The sequence below is a fragment of the Virgibacillus byunsanensis genome (assembly GCF_042675965.1).
GTDB lineage: Bacteria > Bacillota > Bacilli > Bacillales > Amphibacillaceae > Virgibacillus_R > Virgibacillus_R byunsanensis.
In genome coordinates this window covers 27,229-51,790 of sequence record NZ_JBHTKJ010000053.1, presented here as the reverse complement: position 1 = coordinate 51,790, position 24,562 = coordinate 27,229, and the positions used below count along the sequence as shown (strand labels likewise).

Below are 24,562 nucleotides of genomic sequence, written 5' to 3'. Positions count from 1 at the left end.
GCTTTATAAACTGATAATATAAGTTAGGTTGTATAGTTATATTTACCTACAATAATCATAAATACCTACGAAAATGGCAAACTTATTGAAAAGTAAGGTCGCAAAGCCACGGGTCTAAAGTTTTTGAACTATGATCGCCGGGTCGCCGAAAAAGGTTGGATAAAACATTAATAGTTTATTATGTTTCTACATAATTTAACAAATTAAGTCCACCATTTTTGGTGGGCTATTTTTATGTATAATTCCGTACATGATGAAGAAGGGTGTTTATATGAAATGTAGATAGATGCGAGAGGCTTAAGAACAACTAATTTAAATAAAAGAGGAATGAAGAAATGTTTAATTATCATGGGGACAGTAGGCGATACAGTGTATTATTTTTACCCTATCAACGAAATTCTGATAAGAAAAATCTTGTAAGAGATGAAGGTCAATTACTTAATATTAACAGTGCATTAGTCCGTGCTATTCGAGAAAACTTATTAATAGAAGTAAAATACTACGCATATCATAATCCTAAAATAGCCATTGGGAAGATAGCCCATGTAGATAATACACTTCAGATTATTCAGATAGAAAGTGAGAATACAATTGATATTAACATGGATGATGTTGTGGGCATAAAGACATATAAATTTGCGTAATATGTGGGAGCTTCAAGATTCGATCCAATGCGAATCTTTTTTAGAGGAGCCTGTAGATAATTATTGACTGTGTAAGCCGTGTCCAGCTCCAGCGCCTTTGTTCTGTGTATAAAGGAGCAAAAACGGCTCCAGTTTCCCAGAGCTGTTTCTGTTATTTACCGTATTGCACCATGTGGAAGGATCGCATGTACACCTTTCACACCGTTTACAACCTGTGTAATGTGCAGATCAACAGTAGCACTGGCTAAAGCGGTTGCTTCTTTTTTAGTTATGTTGTGGAATTGTTGGATCAGTAGGATCATTTCATCAAGCGCTACAGCAGTTGCTTCATTTAAATCTTCATGGAATCCAAATGTTATCCATCCACTAGGTGTCATTGCCCTTGGTGTATTTAATTTCACATCATCTCTAAGGTTTAACGTAATATCCACCAAGTCCATTGGACATTCGATAGCAGTTCCTGAGACCTCACCATCACCTTGGGCAGCATGTCCATCCCCAACGGAAAATAATGCCTCATCAACTGAGATCGGCAAAAATAGACTGCTCCCTCGTACTAGCTCTTTACAATCAATATTTCCACCACAATTGCGAGGCGGGGCTGTTGTGTGGATGCCAGGTTCTGCTGGTGCTACACCCATTAAACCCATAAATGGTTGCAGGCCAACCTGGAATTGCCTTTCACCAATATGGCTACTTCCTACCATAGTAGTTGGACTTAGCTCCCAGTCAAGTTGAATTTTCTCTGTATCTGTTAAGCCTAGCTTTTCATTTTGCCAGCTTTTGAATCCTCCAGACCAGTTTTGTCCATACCATCCAGGAACAATGTCATTCAACTTAACTTCTAGCACCATACCAGGTTTTGCACCCCGTATTGCAATTGGTCCAATTATGGGGTGACCAGGTTTTTCTTCATTTTCCCTAGAGGTAAAAAACGTTCGCTCTTTTCCCTTTGATGGAGAGTAACCCCACTGAATATCCAGTGTTGTTAATCGAACAGAATCACCTGAATCAATTGTCAAGATAGATTGATAGTCTTTGCTGAAAGATCCGTGGAAGTTTTGTTTGTCTAATTTCAAATTATGTATCAATGATTGTGCCACTCCTTGTAAGTTTAATCTGTAATACAGTAATTTTATCATGAGATGATCATTGTTGTTAGTATAGTTTATTCGTTGATGATAAAATAATAGTAATGATAAACACGAAAGGAACTGTATTATGTACCTAAGTATACAGGAAACAGCGGAATTTTTATCTACAGAAGAATCAAAAATTAAAGCACTTATTGTAAATAATCGCATTCGTGCTATTTACGATGGTGAACAGTACCTTGTTAATAAGGAACAGTTTACTACACATCTTGAGCAAGTTGAGAAATACCGTAAAATGATTCAGGATTATCTCAATGAGCCTATTCCAGAAGATATTGACGTAAAGGATGAGGATTAGATTTGCATGTAGATTAAATAAACTTTATGTTAAGTACAAGTATACGCAGTATTTTTTTAAATAGAGGAGTTTTAATAAATGCCTAAAAAACATCGAACAACAAACAAGAAAATAGCTAACTCTCTTATATATACAGTGGAAGAACAATCAGAATTACTTCCTTTTTTATTAAAGTCGATGTCAAATCGTAGTCGGAATTCAGTTAAATCCATTCTTACACGTGGACAGGTTACCATTGATGACCATATTGAAACACAGCACAATTATGTCCTAGAACCAGGACAGACAGTGACCATTTTAAAAAATAAGGAAGCAGTAAAAGAAAGTGCCTTAATCGGGATGTCCATCCTTTATGAAGATGATGATATTATCGTGATCAAGAAAGAAGCTGGGTTACTTTCCATTGCAACAGAGAAAGAAAAACATCGAACAGCACTTCATCAATTAATGGAGCATGTTCGTCTAGAAAACCCACAAAACAGAGTTTTTGTCGTTCATCGACTAGATAAAGATACATCCGGGGTTATGATGTTTGCTAAAAGTGAACAAGTAAAGCGCAAATTACAAGACGCTTGGAAGGAAAATGTAAAAGAACGCACGTATGTTGCACTCGTTGAAGGGGAAGTAAAGAAACAAAAAGGTTATATTTCATCGTGGTTAAAAGAGAGTACTACGCATTTAGTGTATTCAAGCCCTAACAAATATGATGGACAGCATGCAATCACACATTATAAATTGCTGCAATCCAATAAGGATTTTTCTTTGGTAGAGGTTCAATTAGAAACGGGACGGAAAAACCAAATCCGTGTTCATATGCAGGACTTAGGTAATCCTGTCGTTGGGGATAAAAAATATGGTTCGAAAACGAATGAAATTGGTAGACTTGGACTGCATGCGAAAGTATTATCATTTAGCCACCCTACAACAGGACAATTATTGCGATTCGTTGCAGATGTACCAAAGTCTTTTCTAACAAAATCGAAATAATGAAAAGGATTAGCAGCTCAGGTAAGCCGCTAATCCTTTTCTTATAATGGAGCTTTCTTTATAACTCTTCCTTTCCTTCCTTCCGTTGTTTTTGCATTTTCAAGTGAACTGATAATTGCTTCTTCAGTGGATTCGATAACAGCCTGGAATAATTGATTCATAATGGGATGGTCATCTCGGATAAACGTCATAGATTCTATAGGTAAATCCGCATCATGATTATATGTATTTGCTGTAGAGAAGGAAATTGCTATGTCTCCACTACCATTGGATATATTGCTTCCGGTACGTGCAAGGCCGGCGGTACAACGTTTACTAAGGCGCTTTAATTGACGGTCATATAATGGAGCGTCCGTACCAATGATCATCATGATAGATCCATCTGGTGTGTCTAGTTTAATTTCACCCCAGTCCCGGAATAATGCCTCTTCTCGTTTTCCATAGTTAGTTAATACAAGACAGCCAATTGTGAATTTACGTTGATCAACAGTAACGGTTCGTGATGCAGTACCGATCCCACCTTTATATCCAAAGCAAACCATTCCTTTACCAGCACCAATCGCTCCTTCTTCCGAGGGCTTTGCAGATGCATTTTTTATAGCTTCAATAGCGTGTTCTGGTTTGATAGCTTGTTGTCGGATAGAATTTAAATGACTATCATTACACTCACCTACAACAATATTAATGGTGCTTGATGAATCACCAATCATTGGATTTTGATTTAGCATATAGGTAAGTGTACCTTGAGTTACAGGCCCAATACTTAATGTGTTTGTTAGCATAATTGGTGACTCGAGCAACCCTAGTTCTTCCATTTGTACTAGTCCACTCGTTTTTCCATACCCATTAATAACATGGCTCCCAGTTCGAATTTTTTTAGTAAAAAGATTTCCATCGTGTGGAAGTATAGCTGTTACACCAGTACAAACTGTTTCTGTTTCACTTAATTTCTCATATAATGTAACATGTCCAACTTTTACGCCTTGTACATCGGTAATACAATTGGACTTCCCTTTAGGTAACGACATTAGATTAACTCCTTTTAGTGGATAATATGGTTACCATACAGTATAACAAATATTTCTTTTTTTATTTTCATCAAACTTTCACATTCATCCTGTATGATAAAATTTGAGTTCAGAACTGATGGAGGAAACTTTATGGCAATAGCTAGTGTATTAACTTCAATAGGAATTATTGTAGTAAGTATTATTATGGGATTTATCTTTTTCTTTGTAATCAGCCCTTTACCAACACAAGTAAAGAAAAAACAGTTAGAGGAAATAACATCATTACTCATAAACTTTGTTATCTATATATGGGTAGGAAAAATACTTTTAAATATATCTACTTTTATAACAGATCCACTTGCAATTTTAGCGTATCCGAGTGATTCACACGCATTTTATCTGGCCACATTATTTATTGTGCTGAATATTGGTTATAAATATAAGCGTCATAACCTTGCTGTTTTAACACTATTAAACTCCTTTATACCGGTATTTTTAGCAGCATCATTTGTATATGAGTTTGTGCAAATAGTTTGGAATTCAAATACATATACATGGGGATACTTAGGCTTGGTCATGCTGCTCATTGTAGTGTATATGTTGGTTTACGACAGAATCACAAAAGAAAAATTACTAGGTATCATGTTAATTGGATGGGTCTTTGGACAATTAATGCTAGCGCTCTTCTTGCCATTTTTAACGGTGTTCGGATATATGATGGCACCATGGTTTTTAATCTTATTTTTCATAACTAGTATTGGTTTATATATTTACAATAATGGAAAGCAGGTGTCTTGATGACAGCAGCCACGGAACTAACTATATGGTTGGCCTTAGGTGCAGGGATACTTTCATTTCTATCACCATGTACGCTTCCGATCTTTCCGGCATACTTATCTTATATTACTGGTATGAGTGTGAAGGAATTAGAAAATAATAATAACGTAAAGATTCGGACTAAGTTACTAATACATTCTGTGTTTTTCTTGTTTGGTGTTTCCCTAATATTTATTGGATTAGGGATAGGTGTTTCTTTCCTTGGACAATGGATTCAAGGATTACTTGCTGGTGAATCTGGTCAGTTTATTCAACGAATAGCGGGGATCTTCATTATTATAATGGGGTTATTTGTTGCTGGTTGGCTTAAAATTACAACCTTTATGAAAGAAAAACGGTTTCGTTTTACAAAAAAACCAGTGGGTTATATGGGGACTATTTTTGTTGGAATGGGCTTTGCTGCTGGATGGACGCCATGTATAGGTCCAATTTTCGCATCGATTTTAATCGTTGCTGCAAGTAACCCGGCGCAAGGAACAATTTATACAATGATGTATGTTATCGGCTTTGCTTTACCTTTTTTAATTCTTACATTTTTCCTTGGCTCCACGAGATGGATTGTACGTTATAGTGAAAAAATTATGAAGGTTGGCGGGTCGATTATGATTTTGATGGGTGTACTGCTTTTTACAGGACAGTTGTCACGAATTTCTAATTTGCTGTTAAAACTAGTACAGGATACATGGATGTCTAATTTAGGTTAGGAGTGAAATATATGAAAAAGGGAATCATTATAGCCATTATTGTCGGTATGTTTGTATGGGCGGTGTATGATTTTGTCTTACAATCAGACGAATCCACTGTAACCTCAGGTGAAGATTATGAAGTTAAAGATCACTTAACTGTTAATGGAAGTGGCGACAATACCGATGGTGGAGAAGAGGATAAGGTAGGTCTTGAAACAGGAAACATGGCACCAGACTTTGAACTTTCAACATTGGGGGGGGACACCGTTAAGCTTTCCGATTTCAGAGGGAAACGTGTCATGTTGAACTTCTGGGCAACGTGGTGTCCTCCATGTAGAGCGGAGATGCCTGATATGCAAAAGTTTCATGAAGAAAAGGATATCGTTATACTAGCGGTTAACTTGACGGATACTGAAGCAAGTATTCAGGATATTCCGGATTTTGTGGATGAATTCGAGTTAACATTTCCTATCTTATTGGATGAACAGACGGCTGTAGCCAATGAATACCAGATTCAGCCGATACCTACGTCGTTTATGGTTGACTCAAATGGTCGAATTCAATACAAAGCCTTTGGTGCCTTAAATTATGAACTTATGGTTCAAGAATTTGAAAAGATGCAGTAGATCATCTGATGCCGTACAATAATGAAGAGGTGTCTCGTATGAAACAGACCGTTTTAGTGGTTGAAGATGATAAGATGATTCGCGATCTTGTACGAATCTATTTGGAAAAATATAATTATGATGTTGTTGAAGCAGCAGATGGAGAAGTAGCGAAGGAAGTCTTTTTAAACCATCATCCGTGTTTAATTATCCTGGACTTAATGCTACCTAAGATAAGCGGAGAGGAATTCTGTGAGTGGGTCCGTGAGCAGGAACGAAATGAAGTCTCGATTATTATGCTGTCTGCGAAGGCTCGGATTGAAGATAAGATTGCGGGATTGAAAATGGGAGCAGATGATTATATTACAAAGCCTTTTGACCCAAATGAGCTAATGGCACATGTTGAAGCAGTATTACGTAGAACGGTACAGTTTTGTCAAAAAATTGCTAATGAAGGATTGTGTATAAAACCAATAAAAGGAGAAGTTTTGCTATATGACCGAGAAGTGAAGCTGACAAAATATGAATTTAACCTTTTATATTGTTTTATGAAGAATCCAAACATCGTTTTAACACGTGAGCAGTTATTAACACAAATTTATCCGTATGTAGAACATACTGTTATGGATCGGACCATCGATGCGCATATTAAAAAACTTCGAGAAAAAGTAGAAGATAATCCTAGTAAACCAACACGTATCCAAACCGTTCGAGGAATGGGGTATAAATTTGTCACTTACACGTAAAATAACCTCCTTCTTTCCAAAGGGTTTTTTATGGCGTTTAACGTTTTTAAACAGTTTAATCATTACGGTAGCGATTACCGTTTGCAGCTGGGCTATTTATAATGTGGCATGCTTTTTAGTTGAAGGAATGGGAAATTTTGATGTACAACGTCAACAGCAATTTAATGCAACACTTTTTAACTACTTATGGATATTTATTACGATATCAGTTATTGCTGGAAGTCTTCTTCATTTTTATTTAATAAAAAGGCTCATCAAACCCATACGCAATTTGACCAAATCGACTGAACAGATGAAACGAGGAGATTATCCAAATCCAGTTCCTGTTTCAGGCCAGGATGAAATAGGGCAATTGGTCGAACAGTATAATAGTCTCATTCAACAGCTCCAACTAAATGATCAACATCGTGAAAAGCTGGTATCTGATCTATCCCACGAATTCCGTACCCCTTTAGCTAATTTAAAGGGTTATTTACATGCATTGAAACAAGGCGATGTGAAAGGAAATGAAACATTATATCAGTCCCTTTACCAAGAATCAGAGCGTCTTATGTTAATGGTGGAGCAGCTTGAACAGCTAAAGGAATGGAATTACGTTTCCTCTCAATCTATTACAAAAAGACAGATCGTGCAGATAACGGAGGTAGTGGACCAGTGTGTTGCAATGTTTGAATGGACTCTTAAAAAAGCGCAAATTCCCATTCAAGTAGATGCAGATCCTTCCGAGTTACCCCTTCATGTAGAGGGTGTTCAACAAGTGATTAGCAATCTTCTTGATAATGCAATTCGTTATGATCAATCAAACAGCCCAATTGTAGTAAAGGGTGAGAGAATACAAGATAGTTATAGAATTTCGATTGCAGGATTTAGTGAACTAATTCCAGAAACAGATAAAGAGAATATTTTTAAACGCTTTTATCGAGTGGAATCCTCTCGCAGCCGGGATAAAGGAGGATCTGGTCTAGGGTTAGCCATTGCAAAAGAAATTGTAGATCGTCACAATGGAATGATCGGGGTGGATACCGATCATGGGAAAAATGTTTTTTGGTTTACGTTACCCATAGAATAATTTCTTATTGTTAGAAACAAAGCGTTAGAAGAAAATCTAGCATCAACGTATGATTGAATTATTTGAGCATGATCTCTTTCCATGTCCTTATTGTCCAAAGCCAATGGGTCTTGTAGGGATATGGAATAGTGATTATGGATGGATTTATCATTATATAGAAGATACAGAAGATGTAAAGAAATAAAGGGAGCATGGACTTGTCTAAGAAAAAAGAACAGGATAATAATGAATTTGGTAAAGTGGTTAGAGGATGATGTCCCATTTGGGTTAAATGACGAAATAGAGAAGATTTTCATATTTCGATGCCTGGATTGTAAAGGAACTGATGAAGTCCCTGAATATATCATCGATGAATTTAGCGTGGATCTAAATGAAGGGGAGAAGTCGAATTATATTGTCCACACTGTATACATAGAATTTTAAAAACCTCCTGTTTATACTCTATATGATATCATTCAACATAGACAAGTAGTACCCTACATGTTGTAAAGCACTAATTTTGCATTTTTTAAAAACCTAATGGTATAATGGATAAATAAATTGAATACGCATTATTCCTTCGGGGTCGGGTGAAATTCCCAATCGGCGGTGTTGAAGTATAGATGCTTCTAAGTCCGTGACCCGTGCGGTTTTTAACCAAACGGTGGATCTGGTGAAACTCCAGAGCCGACAGTGATAGTCTGGATGGGAGAAGGAATTTTTGGAAAAGCAAGCATGTTTACGAAAAGTAACACGGCAAGTGGACAAAACTCTGCCAGTGTATCTTTTTTGAAAAATATGTGTTATTAAGTATCTTTGCTTGCCTATAAAAATTCTAACCTAACGCCTCTGAAGATAATTCAGAGGCTTTTTAAATGTCTAGGGAATTATAAATTTGGAGACTGTGAATAATTTATTAACTGTGTAAGTCACGTCTCCAATGTACAGGACGTACTAGTGCCGGTGACGCTACGGGAAAAGGAATGCATCTCTGAAAAAGCATCGCACGCAGAAAAATTGCTTTTCTTTTTCAAGGACGTGGCGAACTTAGCCTGTAAGGGCGCTTACACTTTAGTTTTGAAAGGGAGGAAATTGATTTGAATGACGAAGAATATATGCGTTTTGCTTTGCAACTTGCAAGTACTGTATCAGGTCAAACAAGTCCAAATCCCCCCGTTGGCTCTGTCGTTGTAAAAGAAGGGCAAGTGGTTGGATTTGGGGCACATTTAAAAGCAGGAGAAGCTCATGCAGAAGTTCATGCACTTCAAATGGCTGGGGACAATGCTAAGGGAGCGACCATCTATGTCACCCTCGAACCATGCAGTCACCATGGTAGAACACCACCATGTGCAGATCTGATTATAGAAAAAGGAATTAGTCGTGCAGTTATAGCTGTTACAGACCCCAATAAGAAGGTTGCCGGACGCGGTATCGAAAAGTTAAAGAGCGCCGGTATAGAAGTTGAACTTGGTGTGCTAGAAGCTGAAGGTGAAACCGTAAATGCTGTATTTTTTCATTATACTAAAACCAAGACACCATTCGTTACAGTAAAATCAGCAACGACTTTAGACGGAAAAACTGCAACCGTTACCGGAGAAAGTAAATGGATTACTGGAAAAGCTGCTCGACAGGATGTTCATTCCTACCGGCATACACATGATGCGATTCTTGTTGGTGTGAATACAGTTATAGCGGATAACCCAAAACTTACAACTCGTCTTGCCAATGGTGTTGGTAAAAACCCATTACGAATTGTTTTAGATACTAGACTAAGGACACCGATCGATGCCAATGTGGTTACTGATAATGAAGCAAAAACATGGATATTTACAGGAAAGCAAGTAACGAAGGAAGAAATAGAACCCTTTAAGGCTAAAGATGGTGTTACGGTCATTCAGTTGGATGATGAGAAAATAAACATAGATAACGTATTACAAATTCTAGGTAGTGAGGGAATCATGTCACTGTTTGTAGAAGGCGGTGCCGAAATTAACGATGCATTCTTACAACAAAAAAAGATTAATCAAATGATCATGTATCTAGCACCTATGTTGTTAGGTGGTAAAACAGCACCAACTTCATTTACAGGTGTTGGATTTGAATCCTTAACTGAATCACTGTCACTAAAGATAAAACATATGGAAATGATCGATCAAGATATCAAATTTATCGCTGTACCACGAAAGGATGAGACAAATGTTTACCGGAATAATTGAAGAAAAAGGTACAGTCAAGAACATGAATAAAGTTTCCGAGCAATCCATCCAAATGACAATTGGAGCCACGAAGATATTGGAAGATGTGCAACTAGGAGACAGCATTGCAGTAAACGGTATTTGTCTTACTGTTACCCATTTTACAGCGGATGATTTTCAAGTAGATGTGATGCCGGAGACCGTTAAATCAACCTCATTAAATGCCTTACAGACAGGTTCACACGTAAACCTGGAACGGTCTATGGCAGCAAATGGCAGATTTGGGGGCCACTTTGTATCAGGACATGTTGACGGTACAGGAGAAATAGTACGAAAGCAAAAGCAGGAAAACGCAATATATTATGATATTAAAATTCCTGATGAACTTGCTCCGTTTTTAATGCTAAAAGGGTCTGTAGCAGTTGATGGTATTAGTTTGACTGTATTCGATGTAAAACAAAATACCTTTACCGTTTCGATCATTCCACATACTGTTTCAGAAACAGTTTTAGGTGGGAAAAATCAAGGAGACATTGTCAATATCGAATGTGATATGCTCGCAAAGTATGTGGGGAATATACTTACCAAGCAACATACAAATCAACCAAATGAAATGAATCAGGAATTTTTAAAAAGTAATGGATTCATGTGAAGGAAGTGTAAATGATGTTTCATACAATTGAAGAAGCTATTATTGATTTGAAAGCAGGAAAGCCAATTATTGTTGTGGACGATGAAAATAGAGAAAATGAGGGTGACTTTGTCGCGTTGTCCGAATTGACAACACCAGACGTTATTAATTTTATGATTACTCACGGAAAAGGATTAGTATGTACAACTGTTCAAAAAGACTTAGCCGAAAAAATCGGACTTCCGATGATGACCAGTCAAAGTACGGATCCACTCGGAACTGCCTTTACAGTCAGTATTGATCATAAAAGCACGACAACAGGAATTAGTGCTGAAGAACGATCTACTACCATTAAGGCCATGTTAGATCCTGAAGCAAACCGGTTTGATTTTAAACAGCCAGGCCATGTATTTCCTTTAGTTGCAAAAAGTGGAGGAGTTCTTACACGCCCTGGGCACACTGAAGCGTCAGTTGATCTAGCAATAGCAAGTGATGCATTCCCATCTGGAGTTATATGTGAAATTATAAAAAAGGACGGTACGATGGCTCGTGTACCAGATCTAAAGGAAATGGCTGAGGAGTTTGATCTAAAGCTCATTACCATTGAGGAATTGATTCGTTATCGTAAGAAACATGAAGTTCACGTTACGCGTGAGGTGGAAACAGTGTTACCTACTGAATTCGGCACATTCCGAGTTATGGGTTATTCCAATACACTAGATGACAAAGAGCATATTGCATTAGTAAAAGGGGAACTTGATCCTAGTAAACCGGTTTTAGTACGCGTTCATTCGGAATGTCTAACAGGAGATGTATTTGGTTCATATCGGTGCGATTGTGGTCCACAACTACATGAAGCACTAGCTAAGATTGAAGAAGCAGAACAAGGGATATTAATTTACATGCGTCAAGAAGGACGTGGAATCGGACTGATTAATAAGTTACGAGCCTATCAGCTTCAAGATGCAGGGTTTGATACCGTAGAAGCAAATGAACAACTTGGATTTGCTCCGGATTTACGCGAATACGACCTAAGTGCACAGATATTAATAAATCTAGGAGTAAATAAGATAGACATTCTGACAAATAACCCTGAAAAAATGAAGGCACTAGAATCATATGGTATTGCTATAGAATCTCGCATTCCTATTCAAACCGATGGGCGAAAAGAAAACGAACGATATATGCATACGAAATATGACAAAATGGGACACTTACTAAACTTTCATAATTAATAGAGGAGATGAGGCAAATGGGAAAAACGTTCGAAGGAAATCTTGTAGGCAGTGATTTAAAAATAGGTATTGTAGTGGGGAGATTCAACGAATTTATTACAAGTAAGCTACTTGGAGGCGCTGTTGATACCTTAAAAAGGCATGGTGTTGATGAAGAAAGTATAGATATCGCATGGGTTCCGGGAGCATTTGAAATTCCATTGATTGCTCAAAAACTAGCGATGAAACAAGAATATGATGCTGTCATTACATTAGGAACGGTCATTCGTGGTTCTACTCCACATTTTGATTATGTTTGTAGTGAAGCTGCCAAAGGCGTTTCTAATGCGTCCCTTCAATCTGGTAAACCAGTAATCTTTGGTGTTTTAACTACAGAGACAATTGAACAAGCTATTGAACGCGCTGGTACGAAAGCCGGAAACAAAGGTGCAGAATCCGCAGTTGCTGCAATTGAAATGGCTAACATAGTTAATCAATTTTAAAAAAAACAAAACCAAGGAAGACAGATCCAGCCGGCTGTTGTTCTTGGTTTTTTTATATGACAAACTAATGTATGGTAAGATAAACTAAAATCATATATTACTTCAGTTTATTGGAGGAGATTATAATAAAATTAATCATATATCAAATTATTGTAGTATCGGCTATTTGGATCGGTATGGCTTTCGTTTTTTCCGAAATGAATGATTTGAGTAAACTTATCTTTTATCTAGCGACATCATGGCTTTTATTTCTAATAGTAATATTATTGAAGCAACTGGTAAGGAATCGAATGGAAAAAAGGAAGTAGTATACATATTATGGTTTTAGAAAGGATTTACAGATGCTAACTATTGAAAACCTTTACCAATCATTTGGTGAAAAAATCTTATTTAATGAAATATCGTGTACTATATCGGATAACGAACGGATTGGTTTAATCGGTGTAAATGGTACAGGTAAATCCAGCTTTTTAAAGACAATCGCTGGCATGGATGCACCAGAAAAGGGAACAGTCAAACATCCTAAAGATTATCATATTGAATATTTAGCTCAAGATCCAGTTCTTGATCCGACCTTAACGGTTATGGAACAAATTTATTTTGGGGATTCAACGATTATGAAGGTGATGCGGGAGTATGAACAAGCACTTCAGAGTCTTCAACGTGATTCTACTAATGAATTTGCACAAAACCATGTCTTAAAAATGCAGCAAAAAATGGATCACCATGAAGCATGGGAAGCAAATACAACGGCTAAAACGGTTCTTACTAAGTTGGGGATTGTGGATTTTAATAAAAATGTTACAGAACTCTCTGGTGGCCAAAAAAAGCGCGTCGCTATAGCTAAGGCTTTGATTCAACCAGCAGATCTATTAATTTTGGATGAGCCCACCAACCATCTAGATAATGAAACTGTTGAGTGGCTTGAAAAGTATCTCGAATCGTATAGAGGGTCAATGTTACTGGTAACTCATGACAGGTATTTCCTTAATCGAGTGACAAATCGGATCTTTGAATTAGAAAAAGGAAATCTGTATACGTATGAAGGAAATTATGAGTTATTCCTAGAGAAAAAAGCAGAACGTGAGGAGCTGGAATTAAGCGCTCAACAAAAGCATGAAAACACCCTTCGCCGTGAGATTGCCTGGCTAAAACAGGGACCAAAGGCTCGCTCAACAAAGCAAAAAGCAAGAATCGATCGGGTTGCCGAAATGAAAGAGCAAACATTTGATACCAAAAAGCAGAATGTTGATTTTCAAGTAGGATCAACTCGATTAGGAAAAAAGGTTATCGAACTTAAAGACATTTCAAAATCATATGAGGACCTAGACTTGTTACGGAATTTTAGTTATCTGGTTGTTCCAGGTGAGCGTCTAGGGATTATTGGGCCGAATGGGTCCGGAAAAACAACCCTATTAAACATAATGGCTACACGTGTTGCACCAGACCATGGTGAGATCGAAATAGGAGAGACGGTTAAAATTGGCTATTATACACAGGGTGACGAAGAACTTGACGAAAACATGCGAATTATCGACTATATTAAAGATGTAGCTCAAGTAATTCATACCAAAGATGGTGATGTTATTACCGCCGAGCAAATGCTAGAACGATTTTTATTTTCCCGTGCTGAACAATGGACATACATTGGGAAACTCTCAGGTGGAGAAAAACGGCGCTTGTATTTATTGAAAGTTTTAATGACCGAGCCAAACGTTCTGTTTCTAGATGAGCCAACAAATGATTTGGACACACAGACCCTAAGTGTATTAGAAGAGTATCTTGATCAATTCCCGGGTGTAGTTATTACCGTTTCCCACGACCGTTACTTTTTAGATCGTGTAGTTGATCAGTTACTCGTGTTTAGTGGAAACGCTCAACCGCAACGATATTATGGGAATTATAGTGAGTATTTGGAGCAAAAGCAACAAAAGGATAATAAGCCTGTTTCAAAGCCTGCTAAAACAGACACCAGACAGAAAAAAACAAAGAAAAAATTATCGTATAATGAACAAAGAGAATGGAACAAAATTGAAGATCAGATAATGGAATTAGAACAAAAGGTAGAGGGGCTTCAAGCAGATATTGCAGCAGCTGGAAGTGATTCAGAGGAAGTACAGAAGGTTTTCGCTAAACAACAGGAAATAGAAGCAGAACTAGAAGCGAAAATGGAACGTTGGGAAGAGCTATCTTTACTAGTGGAAGAAATGGAAAACGACAAAAAGACCTAAAAGGATTATTTCTCCTTTTAGGTCTTATTTTTATGTGAAGTTGGGGTTTTAATGGATGAGAGGTATGGAGAAATTCTTGTTTGTTTGTAATTCAAGTGCAAAAATCAAATTTTATAGTGGGACATGTATCTGCTATTTATTTTCATTTGTTATATAATCAATTTTATATCACTAGCGAAAGGAGAAACGAATGAAGGAGAAACAAATGATCATTAGAAAAAGACCGAAACCGGTTGTACTTGAAAAAATGGATGCGCTCAATCAACGGGTATCCCCTAGCACAAAGAGGCGAATAGCCTTGGATGAAGAATTAGCTCGACGGTACAAAGGTTTTTATGGGGAACAGAAAGTAGACCGTTTTATGGAAACTTATTTTGCACATAGATTTACCATACTTCATGATGTTTCCTTAATCATTGACGGATTTAAAGTTCAGATCGATACTATCCTAATCACAAATCATGCTCTTTTTATTATTGAAATCAAAAACTTCAACGGAACGATCACCTTCAATACAATCCTCAATCAATTCACTCGTGATGACGGCCATACTGAAACCGGGTTTCGCCACCCCATTACTCAAGCAGAAACCATTCAACTGCATCTAAGTAAATGGTTACACGACCAAAACCTATATGATATCCCTGTATACTTTTTTGTGGCGATTAGCGAACCAAGTACGATCATTAAAGTGATTGGAAACGAACAATATATCGCTAACATCGTAGCTCATGGAGAACATATTCCCAAGAAAATAGAACAAATGGATGAACGTATTGAAAAAGAAGGACAAGCGAGAATTAAAGGCCAAAAAATAGGAAGAGCATTGCTGCGAGATTGTCGGGAATTTGAGATGGATATTTTACGAAAAAATAATGTGAAGAAAGCTGAAATTAAGGTGGGAGTGATTTGTCCCAAATGTGGTGTTTTAGGGATGGAACGTCATCATTCATGTTGGAAATGTACTAAATGTAATATGCAATCAAAAAATGCACACATTCGAACGTTAAAAGAGTATTTTCTATTATTCCAGCCATGGATAACAAATGAAGAATGTATGCGATTTCTGGGTATACAATCACATAGTTTAGCGACAAGATTATTAAAGTCTTCAGGATTAAAATATGAACCCAAACATAGGAGATGGATAAAATAAAGAGTTTGGTTATCTGCAAAAAGCAGGAAACCTTCCTTTTTTTTCCAGATATGAAAGTATAAAACTTCCTTATCTGTATAAGTGCAACTAGGCCATTCGCCATAAAGGCTTGGCGAATGCCAATTTTTTAATGTGTAGATTGTCAGGAATTTGTTAAGTAGCTCCTGAAATCGATCGAGAGGGAGGAAATTCGATCAAGAGCATGGGAAATCGATCGGGAGATAAAAAAATCGATCGACAGAGCAAAAAAACGATCAAGAGAGTCTATTTTCGATCAAGCCCACCCCAAATTCGATCAAGCAACCCCAGAAATCGATCGAGAGGGAGGAAATTCGATCAAGAGTATGGGAAATCGATCGGGAGATAAAAAAATCGATCGACAGAGCAAAAAAACGATCAAGAGAGTCTATTTTCGATCAAGCCCACCCCAAATTCGATCAAGCAACCCCAGAAATCGATCGAGAGGGAGGAAATTCGATCAAGAGCATGGGAAATCGATCGGGAGATAAAAAAAACGATCGACAGAGCAAAAAAACGATCAAGAGAGTCTATTTTCGATCAAGCCCACCCCAAATTCGATCAAGCAACCCCAGAAATCGATCGAGAGAGAGGAAATTCGATCAAGAGCATGGGAAATCGATCGGGAGATAAAAAAATCGATCGACAGAGCAAAAAAACGATCAAGAGAGTCTATTTTTGATCAAGCTCACCCCAAATTCGATCAAGCGCACAAAGTACCTGCTCAGAATCCTATATTTCTAATCAATTTAGTTTAAATAACAGCGTGAATCTATTAAGATTAGGTTTAGAATTATAAAAATGAGGTATTTAATGGTGAAAAAAATATATAGTGACATTATTCAGTTTAGAGGCTCTCATTATGACTTTGGCTTTCATCAAGGGCAATTATTACGTAATTCTTTAACGATACAAAATAGAAAAAAGCAGTGGAAAATTAGAAAGCCGCGTTTTGAGATTAAAGAAGAAGAGGTTAAACAGGCTCTTAAACCATTCGCTCCAGGGATATGGGATGAGTTACTTGGTTTGCAGGATGCGCTGGAATGGTCTATGAAAGATGTGTTACAGGAGTTTGGAGGGTATCGCTTAGAGTATGTACGGAGTGGGTGTTCGATTTTCACAGATAACAATTACATGATTCGTAATTATGATTACCATCCTAAAACGTATGAAGGGCGTTATACCATTTATCAGCCAACAGACCAGGGCTATGCGATAATCGGGCCATCGCAACGTATTACTGGAAGAATGGATGGAATGAATGAGAAAGGATTAGTTATAGGCTATAATTTTATGCATCGGAAAAAGCCTGGCGATGGGTTTATATGTAATATGATTGGCAGAATAATCTTAGAAAGCTGTGCAGATGTAAGGGAAGCAGTAAATATGCTAAAAGAAATACCACATCGACACTCTTTTAGTTATATGGTACTTGATAAAAGTGGTGAAACGTTTGTCGTGGAGGCTACACCTCGTGGAGTGGAGGTGCGCAAATCCAATGTCTGCACTAATCATTTTGAATTACTTAAACATGAAAATCGATATCATTTAGATGATTCTTATAAACGGATGGATGCGATTTTGACACAACAGTACCAAGCAACAGATGCGTATAAAGCTTTCCGTATGCTAAATGATACAGATAAAGGGGTCTTTTCAAGTCAATATAAAAATTGGTCAGGTACGATTCATACCGCAGCTTATTTTTCAAAAGAGCAAAAAGCCTGGTTTGCTTTAGGTGGTGACCGGAAACCATTAATATTCGACTTTGGTAAATGGCTTCAAGGTAGAAATATATCAACAAAACGTATTTTAGGTGAAGTTGATACTGATCTTCCTTTTGTACACATGGATAAGAATGTACGCTAGTTTTATAAAGAAAGTGACGCATCAATAATCATTTTAAAGGATGCAATCTCATTTTTTAATGTTTTCTTCTATTTGATGTTTAAAGAACATGGTATTATGGGAACATAAGAGTGACATAGAATATAGTAGGAGGACGTAAGATGAAGCTTTTTCAAGTAAGGAAGGGTCAATTCGTTTATTTTAATAATGAACTTCATAAAGTCTACTCCGTAAAACCGATGTTCAAAAAGTCTGTCCATCTGTATCGCTTAAAAGATATGCAACAAGTATTAACTAAAGCCAATGATATCCAGCTGTACAAACCAAAACATAATGATTCTTTCATTTTTTACGGGAAAAGGTACACCATTGATAAAGATACTAAACCAAAACCTGGTGACTATATCTTAATCATCAAACCAGCTCCAGATTTTCTGGATCATTATTCACTAAATGAAATCGAAAAGGTAGATAATGTAGAAGATGGGAATGTCGTAACAACTCGTGATAATGGTGTGAAACACAGTGAATATGTTGTAATGGTACCTGATAATTTAGAAGGAAGTCAGGATATTGCTTATAATGATAAATCGCTTGTAACTGACATCCAGCGCCAAGAGGATGAATCTCCAAGAATATTGGCAGAAAAAGATAATGCTCTAAAGCCAGTTGTTGGTGATATATATGTCGATAATCAAACAAATACAAAAGCCATGATTATAGCTATGACGGAAAACGAAATTGTATTTGGACACGGACAGCGGGTACATGTTGCAGAACTATTAAACGAAGATAATTATACATTGGTTTATCGGTTTGAAGAAGATTTATAATAGTCGCTTATAAAATACTTTCGAAGTATACTTATTCGAAAGTATTTTTTTAAAAGTAAAGAAAGTATATAACTTAAAAGTTTTGTACATTTATCTACAGAATCAGCCGCGTCCAGCTCCAGCGCCCAACGACTAGTGGGCTTCCTGATCCTCCTTACGATAAGTCAACATCGATTCGCTTACGCTTTTCGTGTTTCCTTTATCTCATGCGGATTTGGAAGATCGACTAACTTCGCCGCTTTGCGCGGCAACGTCGACCCACCCGCGATGCGCGGGCGCAGCCCATACGTCGCTAAAGGGGCGCTTGCGCTTTTGTCCAAGGTAAGGAAAGTATAAAATTTTGGTACTATAAAGTTTCTTGTCAGCAAGAGCCATGTCTAGCTCCAGCGCCCAGCCACTCGCGACATAAGCAATCCGTCTTGCGAAAGGAAAAACCACCTTTCTCCAGCCGTTTTGCTTATGCGGTCGTGTCTTTCAGGGCGCTTGCGCTTTTCTTAGTAGATAGAAAAGTATAAAACCTCCTTATCTATATAAGTGCAACTTAGCGATAAGCCAACTTTCTAATAGGTCTTTTGTCTATTGCGCATGGTAAAATAGTTTTATTTTTCATTTATATCTACAAAAATAGACATAAATACGTAAAAAAATTCGAAACCTTTACTGAACAAACATATGACAAGGAGGAATTTTTTAATGCACTTATCGAGAACTATTTTTACTGTAGTAACAGCTATCATGTTAGCATTTATTGGTACAAGTACTGTTTTGGCTAATGAGGACAACAATGGTGATAACTTTATCATCAATGAGGTAGATAATGATACGGAAGAAGATGTAAACAACGAGGAAGATGCTGCAACGGAAGAAGATGTAAACAACGAGGAAAATTCTACAACTGAAGAAGATTCCGCAACTGAAGAAGATACAAGTAACGACGCTACTAGCGAAGATGATGAATTAGAAGAGGAAACTGCACCAAATCTAATTCCTGGAGACTTTTTCTACTTTGTAAAATCGATGAAGGAAAAAATTCAATTAGCACTTACTTTCGATGATTATAAAGAAAGTCAGCTTCTTGCTGAATTTGCTGCAGAACGTATTGCTGAAGCTAATGCACTTATCCTTGAAGGCAAAATAGACGAGGCATCTGAGTTATTAGAAGATGCACTTTTAACCCAAGGGCAAGCAGAGGCGTTTCTTGAAAAGGACGCTGATGGAGAAGATACTTCAGGGTCTGAAGATGAAAAAGCAACTGAAGAAGAAGGCACGGATGAAGTAACGAATGAGGATGACGAAGCAAATACCGAAGAAAACCGAGACGAATCTCAAGAAGATACTGATGAGCCAAACACAGAAGAAGATGGAACAGTAGTTGAAGATGATGGTGAAGAAACAGAAGAGGAATCTGATGGTGTTCATATTCAGCTTGCAAATAACTTTACGGCGTTAGCTGCAGTGTTAGAAAAAATTGAAAATCCAAATGCACAGCAAGCTATTATGAAAAATATCCAAAAATCTTTCGACAAGCTAGCTAAAAAAATCGATAAGCGTACTAGTAAATTTGAATCAACTGAGGAAGAAGCGGTTGAGGATGAAGAAGAAAGAAATGAAGAGGGCTCAGAAGAAGCAGAAGCTACAGATGCACCAGAAGAAACTGAAACAGATGAAGGTATAGAAGTTGAAGAGGAACAAGAGGTAGAAGTTCAATCTGTTGAAGAAGAAGCAAATGTTGTGAATAAAGCAGAAAAAGCCAAAGAAAAAGCAGCCAAAAAGGCTGAAAAGGCTCAAGAGAAAGCTGAAAAAGCCAAAGAAAAAGCAGCCAAAAAGGCTGAAAAGGCTCAAGAGAAAGTAGAAAAAGCCAAAGAAAAAGCAGCGAAAAAAGCTGAAAAGGCTCAAGAAAAAGCTGAAAAAGCCAAAGAAAAAGCAGCGAAAAAAGAAAACAAAAACAAGGGTAATAACAACTAAATCTTAACCAAGAAAGCACCTGATTTCATCTCAGGTGCTTTTGTTACATTTAAATTATTCCGTTTCAAGCATGGCACTAGCTTTATAGCCAAGAATATTAATAGGATCTTTTGGACTAGAATATGGAGGAGCATAAGGCAATTCTAATTCTGGCAGATCTTTTACAGTGAGTTTTCCTTGAATAGCAGTAACTAGTACGGCTATACGTTTATCTACACCATGCCCACCAACAACCTGCGCACCGTAAATTTTACCATTATGAGGATCAAATAGTATTTTAATATGGATTTTCTCAGAACCTGGATAGTAGCCTGCATGTGACCTTGCTTCAAGTGAAGCTTCTTTAAAATTGATACCAAGTTCATTTAATGTTGTACTACTATGACCCGTGACCCCAACATCTAAGTCAAAAACTTTTAAAATGGCTGATCCAAGTGTGCCACGATAAGGGACTTGCTCGCCATCTAGGTGGCTTGCAATAATAAATGCCTGTCGATGTGCAGGCCATGCAAGTGCAATATGACTAGGTGTATTAGTTAGATAATGATTTGTTTCGACTACATCACCTAATGCATAGATATCGGGATCATTTGTCTGCATAAATTCGTTTACAGAGATTGCACCTGTATCTCCTAGGTTTAATAAGGCATCTTTTGCAAGTGCTGTATTTGGTTTAACCCCAACTGCTAACAAAGTCATATCAGCTTGAACACTTTTCCCACTATTCAACTGTAATGTTTGACCATCATCTGTGAAAGATGCTAGACCATCATCTAAAATAACTTCCACACCCTTTTTTTCTATATGTTCTTGAATGACGGAACCCAAATCAGGGTCAACTAGCTTCATGACTTGTGAGGATCTGTCAATAATCGTACAGTCTAATCCAATTTCTTTGAAGTTTTCCACCATCTCCAAACCAACAAACCCTGCCCCTACAACTGCAACACTTTTAGGTTTATTAGCTTCTATGTAAGCATAAATCGAATCCATGTCTGGAATAGTATGCAATGGAAATGCCCGATCCGTATTCAAGCCTTCTATATCAGGTACAATTGCTGAGGCACCAGGAGCGAGAATTAGTTTATCATAGGATTCAACATGCTCATGGTTATATTGAACTTGCTTTTGAGACCGGTTAATGGCTGTGACTTCAGATTGCGTGCGAACGGTGACATTATACTTTTTGGCAAATTTATCAGTTTCCCGCAATAAATGGTCTCTCTCAGAAACAACTCCACCTATATAATAGGGCATACCACAATTAGAGAAGGCAATATGGCTTCCTTTATCAAATATAATAATTTCCGAATCCTTATCTTGTCTGCGAAGTTGTGCTGCAACTGTAGCGCCACCTCCAACTCCACCAACAATAACTATTTTTCGAGTCAATATTCTCACTCCCTTATATACATGTATACTGTTACTTTACCCTATTTTTGGTAATTAAAAAGATGTTATAACATCTTTTTAAGATATTTAATTAGTAAAGATAGCATAACTTGAAAAAAGTAGTGCATGATCAACTACAGAATCAGCCACGTCCAGCTCCAGCGTCTAGACACTCCCAGACGTAAGCAGTTCGACTCCGTGTGGTAAAGGAGTCATCACTACGCGCTCTGCTTATGCATGTCGTGTCTTTCGAGGCGCTTTTAGCTCTCAACTTTAGATAACCCCTAACGACCCTAGAAATACGATTATGATAGTGATAGGAACAATCCATTTCATAACCTGGAACCAAACTTGATACATGCCAGTTGGTAGGGTGTTGCTGTAGGAAAACTCTTGTTTCATAATGGTTTTATCCATTTTAAATCCAATAAATAATGCAATTAACAAACAACCACCAGGTAATAGAATATTACTTACTAGAAAATCTGTGGCATCGAAAACAGTTAAATTAAAAATCTTAAAATCGGCTAAACTGCTTGAAGATAATGCAGCAGGTATTCCTGCGAAAAAGATGATTATACCAGCAATTGCAGCTACATTTTTGCGTGAGCGATTTTTATTCTCTGTAAATGCTGAGGTAATAATCTCTAGCATACTAAACGATGATGTTAAAATGGCGAATAGGAATAACAATAAAAACAAACTTAGGAATATCTCGCCAAATGGCATCTGAGCAAATGCTTCGGGTAGTACCATAAATAATAATCCTGGCCCTCCAGCTGGCTCAAGACCAAATGAAAATACAACTGGAAAAATGGCCAAACCTGCGAGTAAGGATACGAAAATATTCATAATTGAAACGGACCCAGCAGACATGGGTAGACTAACATTTTTGTTCAAGTAAGAGCTGTAAGTAACCATTACGGAAAATCCAACAGCAAGGGAGAAAAAGGATTGTCCAAGTGCATATAGAACACTTTCAGCTGTTAGTTGAGAAAAGTCAGGTTGAAGGAAGAATTGCAACCCTTCTACCGCACCTTCAAATGTTACGGCGCGAATTACTAATATAATAAAGAATACAAATAATAATGGCATTAATATTTTACTTGATTTCTCAATTCCGTTTTTGATACCAAATGAAATAACAATAACATTAATGAACAAAAATCCTATTAATCCTGCAATTGTAATTAGCGGATTTCCAGTAACCGTTATAAATAATTGTTCATAATTGGCACCTTCTTTGATTACTAGACCAAAGATAGACAGAATGCTATAGATAAGTACCCAGCCGCCAACCACACTATAAAATGACATGAGTAGAAATGAACCAACAACACCCCAGCGGCCGATGATGGACCAACCTGATTTAGGTGCAAGCTTTTTGAAGGCGCTGATAGCTTCTTTTTGAGCGCCTCTACCTATAATAAACTCAGCTATTAATAGGGGAAGTCCGATAATGACAGTAAAGGCGATGAACAATAAGAAAAAAGCACCCCCACCGTTCATTCCAGTCATATATGGGAATTTCCATATTGCTCCAAGACCAATTGCGGCTCCTGCTGATGATAAAATAAATCCTAGTTTGGTGGACCATTGATCTTTTTTAGTAGTAGGCATTATATGTCGTCCTTTCTATTAGGAAAAATGATTTCATCAGTATATCATCTTATGATAGTTATTGGGAATAGGCGTAACTAATAGAACTTATAGTTTCGTTCTAATATCCCACAATTCAGGAAAAAAATAATGATCCAATACTTTTTTTAAGTACCCAACACCAGAAGATCCACCTGTACCTGTTTTATAACCGATGATGCGTTCAACCGTTTTCATGTGTCGAAAGCGCCATTGTTGGAACCGGTCTTCTATATCAACTAGTTTTTCAGCCAATTGATATAAATTCCAGTAACGTTCTACGTCATTATATACATCAAGCCAGGCCTGTTCCACGGTGGCATCTTTTTCGTATGTTTTTGAAAAATCTCGTTCCAATACGTTTTTATCTATAGAAAATCCCTCTCTTGCTAGTGCTTGGATTGCCACATCATATAAACCAGGTCCATAGTAAGCTTTTTCTAAAATAGCATACAGTTCTGGGTTATCTTTATATATCTTTAAAATATGTGGCGTTTTATAACCAAGCACAAACTCAACCAGACGATATTGATACGACTGAAATCCCGAAGCATTAGCTAGCTTATCTCGAAACTCCATATATTCTGCTGGTGTCAGTGTGGAAAGGACGTCCCATGCTTGAATGATTTGTGATTGGATTTTAGACACACGAGCTAGCATTTTAAAGGAAGCTTGCAGGTCATTCCGCTGAATTGCTGCAATAGCTGCTTGGGTTTCGTGGATAATTAGTTTTAACCAAAGTTCACTCACCTGATGGATGACAATAAACAGCATTTCATCATGATGATCTGATAGTCTATTTTGACTGGCTAATAAGGTATCAAGTTGTAAGTAATCACCATACGTCATATCATCTGAAAAATCGGTATGGATTCCTTCCTCTGATTTAAACGAATCATTCGACTTATTTTCATTCATAGAAA

General features: G+C 37.3%; 24 protein-coding genes and 2 riboswitches. Of the genes, 19 read left to right on the top strand and 5 right to left on the bottom strand.

Features of this window, described 5'->3' with window-relative positions; genetic code table 11:
- The first annotated feature begins 65 nt into the window (after positions 1–65).
- Positions 66–150, top strand: a riboswitch (cyclic di-GMP riboswitch).
- Between the two features lie 185 nt (positions 151–335).
- A complete protein-coding gene (locus tag ACFQ3N_RS16655; RefSeq protein WP_390363673.1) occupies positions 336–644 on the top strand; it encodes a YolD-like family protein in 309 nt (102 codons plus the stop codon).
- Positions 645–799: 155 nt separating this feature from the next.
- On the opposite strand, the gene ACFQ3N_RS16650 is transcribed toward ACFQ3N_RS16655, so the two are convergent.
- Positions 800–1,735 carry an acetamidase/formamidase family protein gene (locus tag ACFQ3N_RS16650; RefSeq protein WP_390363671.1) on the bottom strand — a complete coding sequence of 312 codons (936 nt, stop codon included), beginning with the start codon at positions 1,733–1,735 and terminating at the stop codon, positions 800–802.
- A 130-nt stretch (positions 1,736–1,865) separates the two neighbouring features.
- Between ACFQ3N_RS16650 and ACFQ3N_RS16645 the strand changes: the two genes are divergently transcribed.
- Both ACFQ3N_RS16645 and ACFQ3N_RS16640 read left to right on the top strand, forming a co-directional pair.
- On the top strand, positions 1,866–2,096 hold the full coding sequence (locus ACFQ3N_RS16645; protein WP_390363669.1) for an excisionase family DNA-binding protein: 231 nt from the start codon (positions 1,866–1,868) through the stop codon (positions 2,094–2,096).
- Positions 2,097–2,174: 78 nt separating this feature from the next.
- Positions 2,175–3,083, top strand: a complete 909-nt coding sequence (locus ACFQ3N_RS16640) for an RluA family pseudouridine synthase (protein ID WP_390363667.1) — start codon at positions 2,175–2,177, stop codon at positions 3,081–3,083.
- Between the two features lie 41 nt (positions 3,084–3,124).
- On the opposite strand, the gene ACFQ3N_RS16635 is transcribed toward ACFQ3N_RS16640, so the two are convergent.
- Positions 3,125–4,111, bottom strand: a complete 987-nt coding sequence (locus ACFQ3N_RS16635) for a DmpA family aminopeptidase (protein WP_390363665.1) — start codon at positions 4,109–4,111, stop codon at positions 3,125–3,127.
- 132 nt (positions 4,112–4,243) lie between these two features.
- Here ACFQ3N_RS16635 and ACFQ3N_RS16630 point away from each other — a divergent pair, with 132 nt between their 5' ends.
- The 16 genes from ACFQ3N_RS16630 (at position 4,244) to ACFQ3N_RS16555 (ending at position 20,609) form a co-directional block, all read left to right on the top strand.
- The gene (locus tag ACFQ3N_RS16630) at positions 4,244–4,891 is read left to right on the top strand and encodes a hypothetical protein (RefSeq protein WP_390363663.1); all 648 of its coding nucleotides are present in this window, start codon (positions 4,244–4,246) and stop codon (positions 4,889–4,891) included.
- On the top strand, positions 4,891–5,634 hold the full coding sequence (locus tag ACFQ3N_RS16625) for a cytochrome c biogenesis CcdA family protein (RefSeq protein ID WP_390363661.1): 744 nt from the start codon (positions 4,891–4,893) through the stop codon (positions 5,632–5,634). The genes ACFQ3N_RS16630 and ACFQ3N_RS16625 overlap by 1 nt, the downstream gene beginning before the upstream one ends.
- Before the next feature lie 11 nt (positions 5,635–5,645).
- Positions 5,646–6,242, top strand: coding sequence for a peroxiredoxin family protein (locus ACFQ3N_RS16620; RefSeq protein WP_390363659.1), 597 nt, complete (start codon positions 5,646–5,648; stop codon positions 6,240–6,242).
- A gap of 38 nt (positions 6,243–6,280) precedes the next feature.
- The gene (locus ACFQ3N_RS16615) at positions 6,281–6,967 is read left to right on the top strand and encodes a response regulator transcription factor (protein ID WP_390363657.1); all 687 of its coding nucleotides are present in this window, start codon (positions 6,281–6,283) and stop codon (positions 6,965–6,967) included.
- Positions 6,951–8,036, top strand: coding sequence for a sensor histidine kinase (locus tag ACFQ3N_RS16610; RefSeq protein ID WP_390363655.1), 1,086 nt, complete (start codon positions 6,951–6,953; stop codon positions 8,034–8,036). Before ACFQ3N_RS16615 ends, ACFQ3N_RS16610 begins: the two co-directional genes overlap by 17 nt.
- 49 nt (positions 8,037–8,085) lie before the next feature.
- Positions 8,086–8,220, top strand: a complete 135-nt coding sequence (locus tag ACFQ3N_RS16605) for a hypothetical protein (RefSeq protein ID WP_390363653.1) — start codon at positions 8,086–8,088, stop codon at positions 8,218–8,220.
- Between the two features lie 41 nt (positions 8,221–8,261).
- On the top strand, positions 8,262–8,459 hold the full coding sequence (locus tag ACFQ3N_RS16600) for a hypothetical protein (protein WP_390363650.1): 198 nt from the start codon (positions 8,262–8,264) through the stop codon (positions 8,457–8,459).
- 128 nt (positions 8,460–8,587) lie between these two features.
- Positions 8,588–8,736: riboswitch (FMN riboswitch) on the top strand.
- Between the two features lie 376 nt (positions 8,737–9,112).
- Positions 9,113–10,231 carry a bifunctional diaminohydroxyphosphoribosylaminopyrimidine deaminase/5-amino-6-(5-phosphoribosylamino)uracil reductase RibD gene (gene ribD / locus ACFQ3N_RS16595; RefSeq protein WP_390363649.1) on the top strand — a complete coding sequence of 373 codons (1,119 nt, stop codon included), beginning with the start codon at positions 9,113–9,115 and terminating at the stop codon, positions 10,229–10,231.
- Positions 10,212–10,862 (top strand): riboflavin synthase, encoded by a 651-nt coding sequence (gene ribE, locus ACFQ3N_RS16590; RefSeq protein WP_390363648.1) that lies wholly within the window; start codon positions 10,212–10,214, stop codon positions 10,860–10,862. The genes ribD and ribE overlap by 20 nt, the downstream gene beginning before the upstream one ends.
- Positions 10,863–10,876: 14 nt before the next feature.
- Positions 10,877–12,076: a bifunctional 3,4-dihydroxy-2-butanone-4-phosphate synthase/GTP cyclohydrolase II gene (locus ACFQ3N_RS16585; RefSeq protein ID WP_390363647.1), complete on the top strand. Its 1,200-nt coding sequence runs from the start codon at positions 10,877–10,879 to the stop codon at positions 12,074–12,076.
- Between the two features lie 17 nt (positions 12,077–12,093).
- Positions 12,094–12,558 carry a 6,7-dimethyl-8-ribityllumazine synthase gene (gene ribH, locus ACFQ3N_RS16580; protein WP_390363646.1) on the top strand — a complete coding sequence of 155 codons (465 nt, stop codon included), beginning with the start codon at positions 12,094–12,096 and terminating at the stop codon, positions 12,556–12,558.
- Positions 12,559–12,899: 341 nt separating this feature from the next.
- A complete protein-coding gene (locus tag ACFQ3N_RS16575) occupies positions 12,900–14,789 on the top strand; it encodes an ABC-F family ATP-binding cassette domain-containing protein (protein WP_390363645.1) in 1,890 nt (629 codons plus the stop codon).
- Positions 14,790–14,979: 190 nt separating this feature from the next.
- The gene (locus tag ACFQ3N_RS16570) at positions 14,980–15,945 is read left to right on the top strand and encodes a nuclease-related domain-containing protein (RefSeq protein ID WP_390363644.1); all 966 of its coding nucleotides are present in this window, start codon (positions 14,980–14,982) and stop codon (positions 15,943–15,945) included.
- 834 nt (positions 15,946–16,779) lie between these two features.
- The gene (locus ACFQ3N_RS16565) at positions 16,780–17,832 is read left to right on the top strand and encodes a C45 family autoproteolytic acyltransferase/hydolase (protein WP_390363694.1); all 1,053 of its coding nucleotides are present in this window, start codon (positions 16,780–16,782) and stop codon (positions 17,830–17,832) included.
- Between the two features lie 140 nt (positions 17,833–17,972).
- Positions 17,973–18,644, top strand: coding sequence for a hypothetical protein (locus ACFQ3N_RS16560; RefSeq protein WP_390363643.1), 672 nt, complete (start codon positions 17,973–17,975; stop codon positions 18,642–18,644).
- A 693-nt stretch (positions 18,645–19,337) separates the two neighbouring features.
- Positions 19,338–20,609 carry a DUF5667 domain-containing protein gene (locus ACFQ3N_RS16555; protein WP_390363642.1) on the top strand — a complete coding sequence of 424 codons (1,272 nt, stop codon included), beginning with the start codon at positions 19,338–19,340 and terminating at the stop codon, positions 20,607–20,609.
- 54 nt (positions 20,610–20,663) lie between these two features.
- On the opposite strand, the gene ACFQ3N_RS16550 is transcribed toward ACFQ3N_RS16555, so the two are convergent.
- From ACFQ3N_RS16550 to kynA, 3 genes are all read right to left on the bottom strand, one after another.
- The gene (locus ACFQ3N_RS16550) at positions 20,664–22,001 is read right to left on the bottom strand and encodes a CoA-disulfide reductase (RefSeq protein ID WP_390363641.1); all 1,338 of its coding nucleotides are present in this window, start codon (positions 21,999–22,001) and stop codon (positions 20,664–20,666) included.
- Between the two features lie 273 nt (positions 22,002–22,274).
- Positions 22,275–23,621 carry a sodium-dependent transporter gene (locus tag ACFQ3N_RS16545; RefSeq protein ID WP_390363640.1) on the bottom strand — a complete coding sequence of 449 codons (1,347 nt, stop codon included), beginning with the start codon at positions 23,619–23,621 and terminating at the stop codon, positions 22,275–22,277.
- A gap of 87 nt (positions 23,622–23,708) precedes the next feature.
- Entirely contained in the window at positions 23,709–24,557 is an 849-nt protein-coding gene (gene kynA / locus ACFQ3N_RS16540) for a tryptophan 2,3-dioxygenase (RefSeq protein WP_390363639.1), read from the bottom strand.
- Positions 24,558–24,562: the final 5 nt, after the last annotated feature.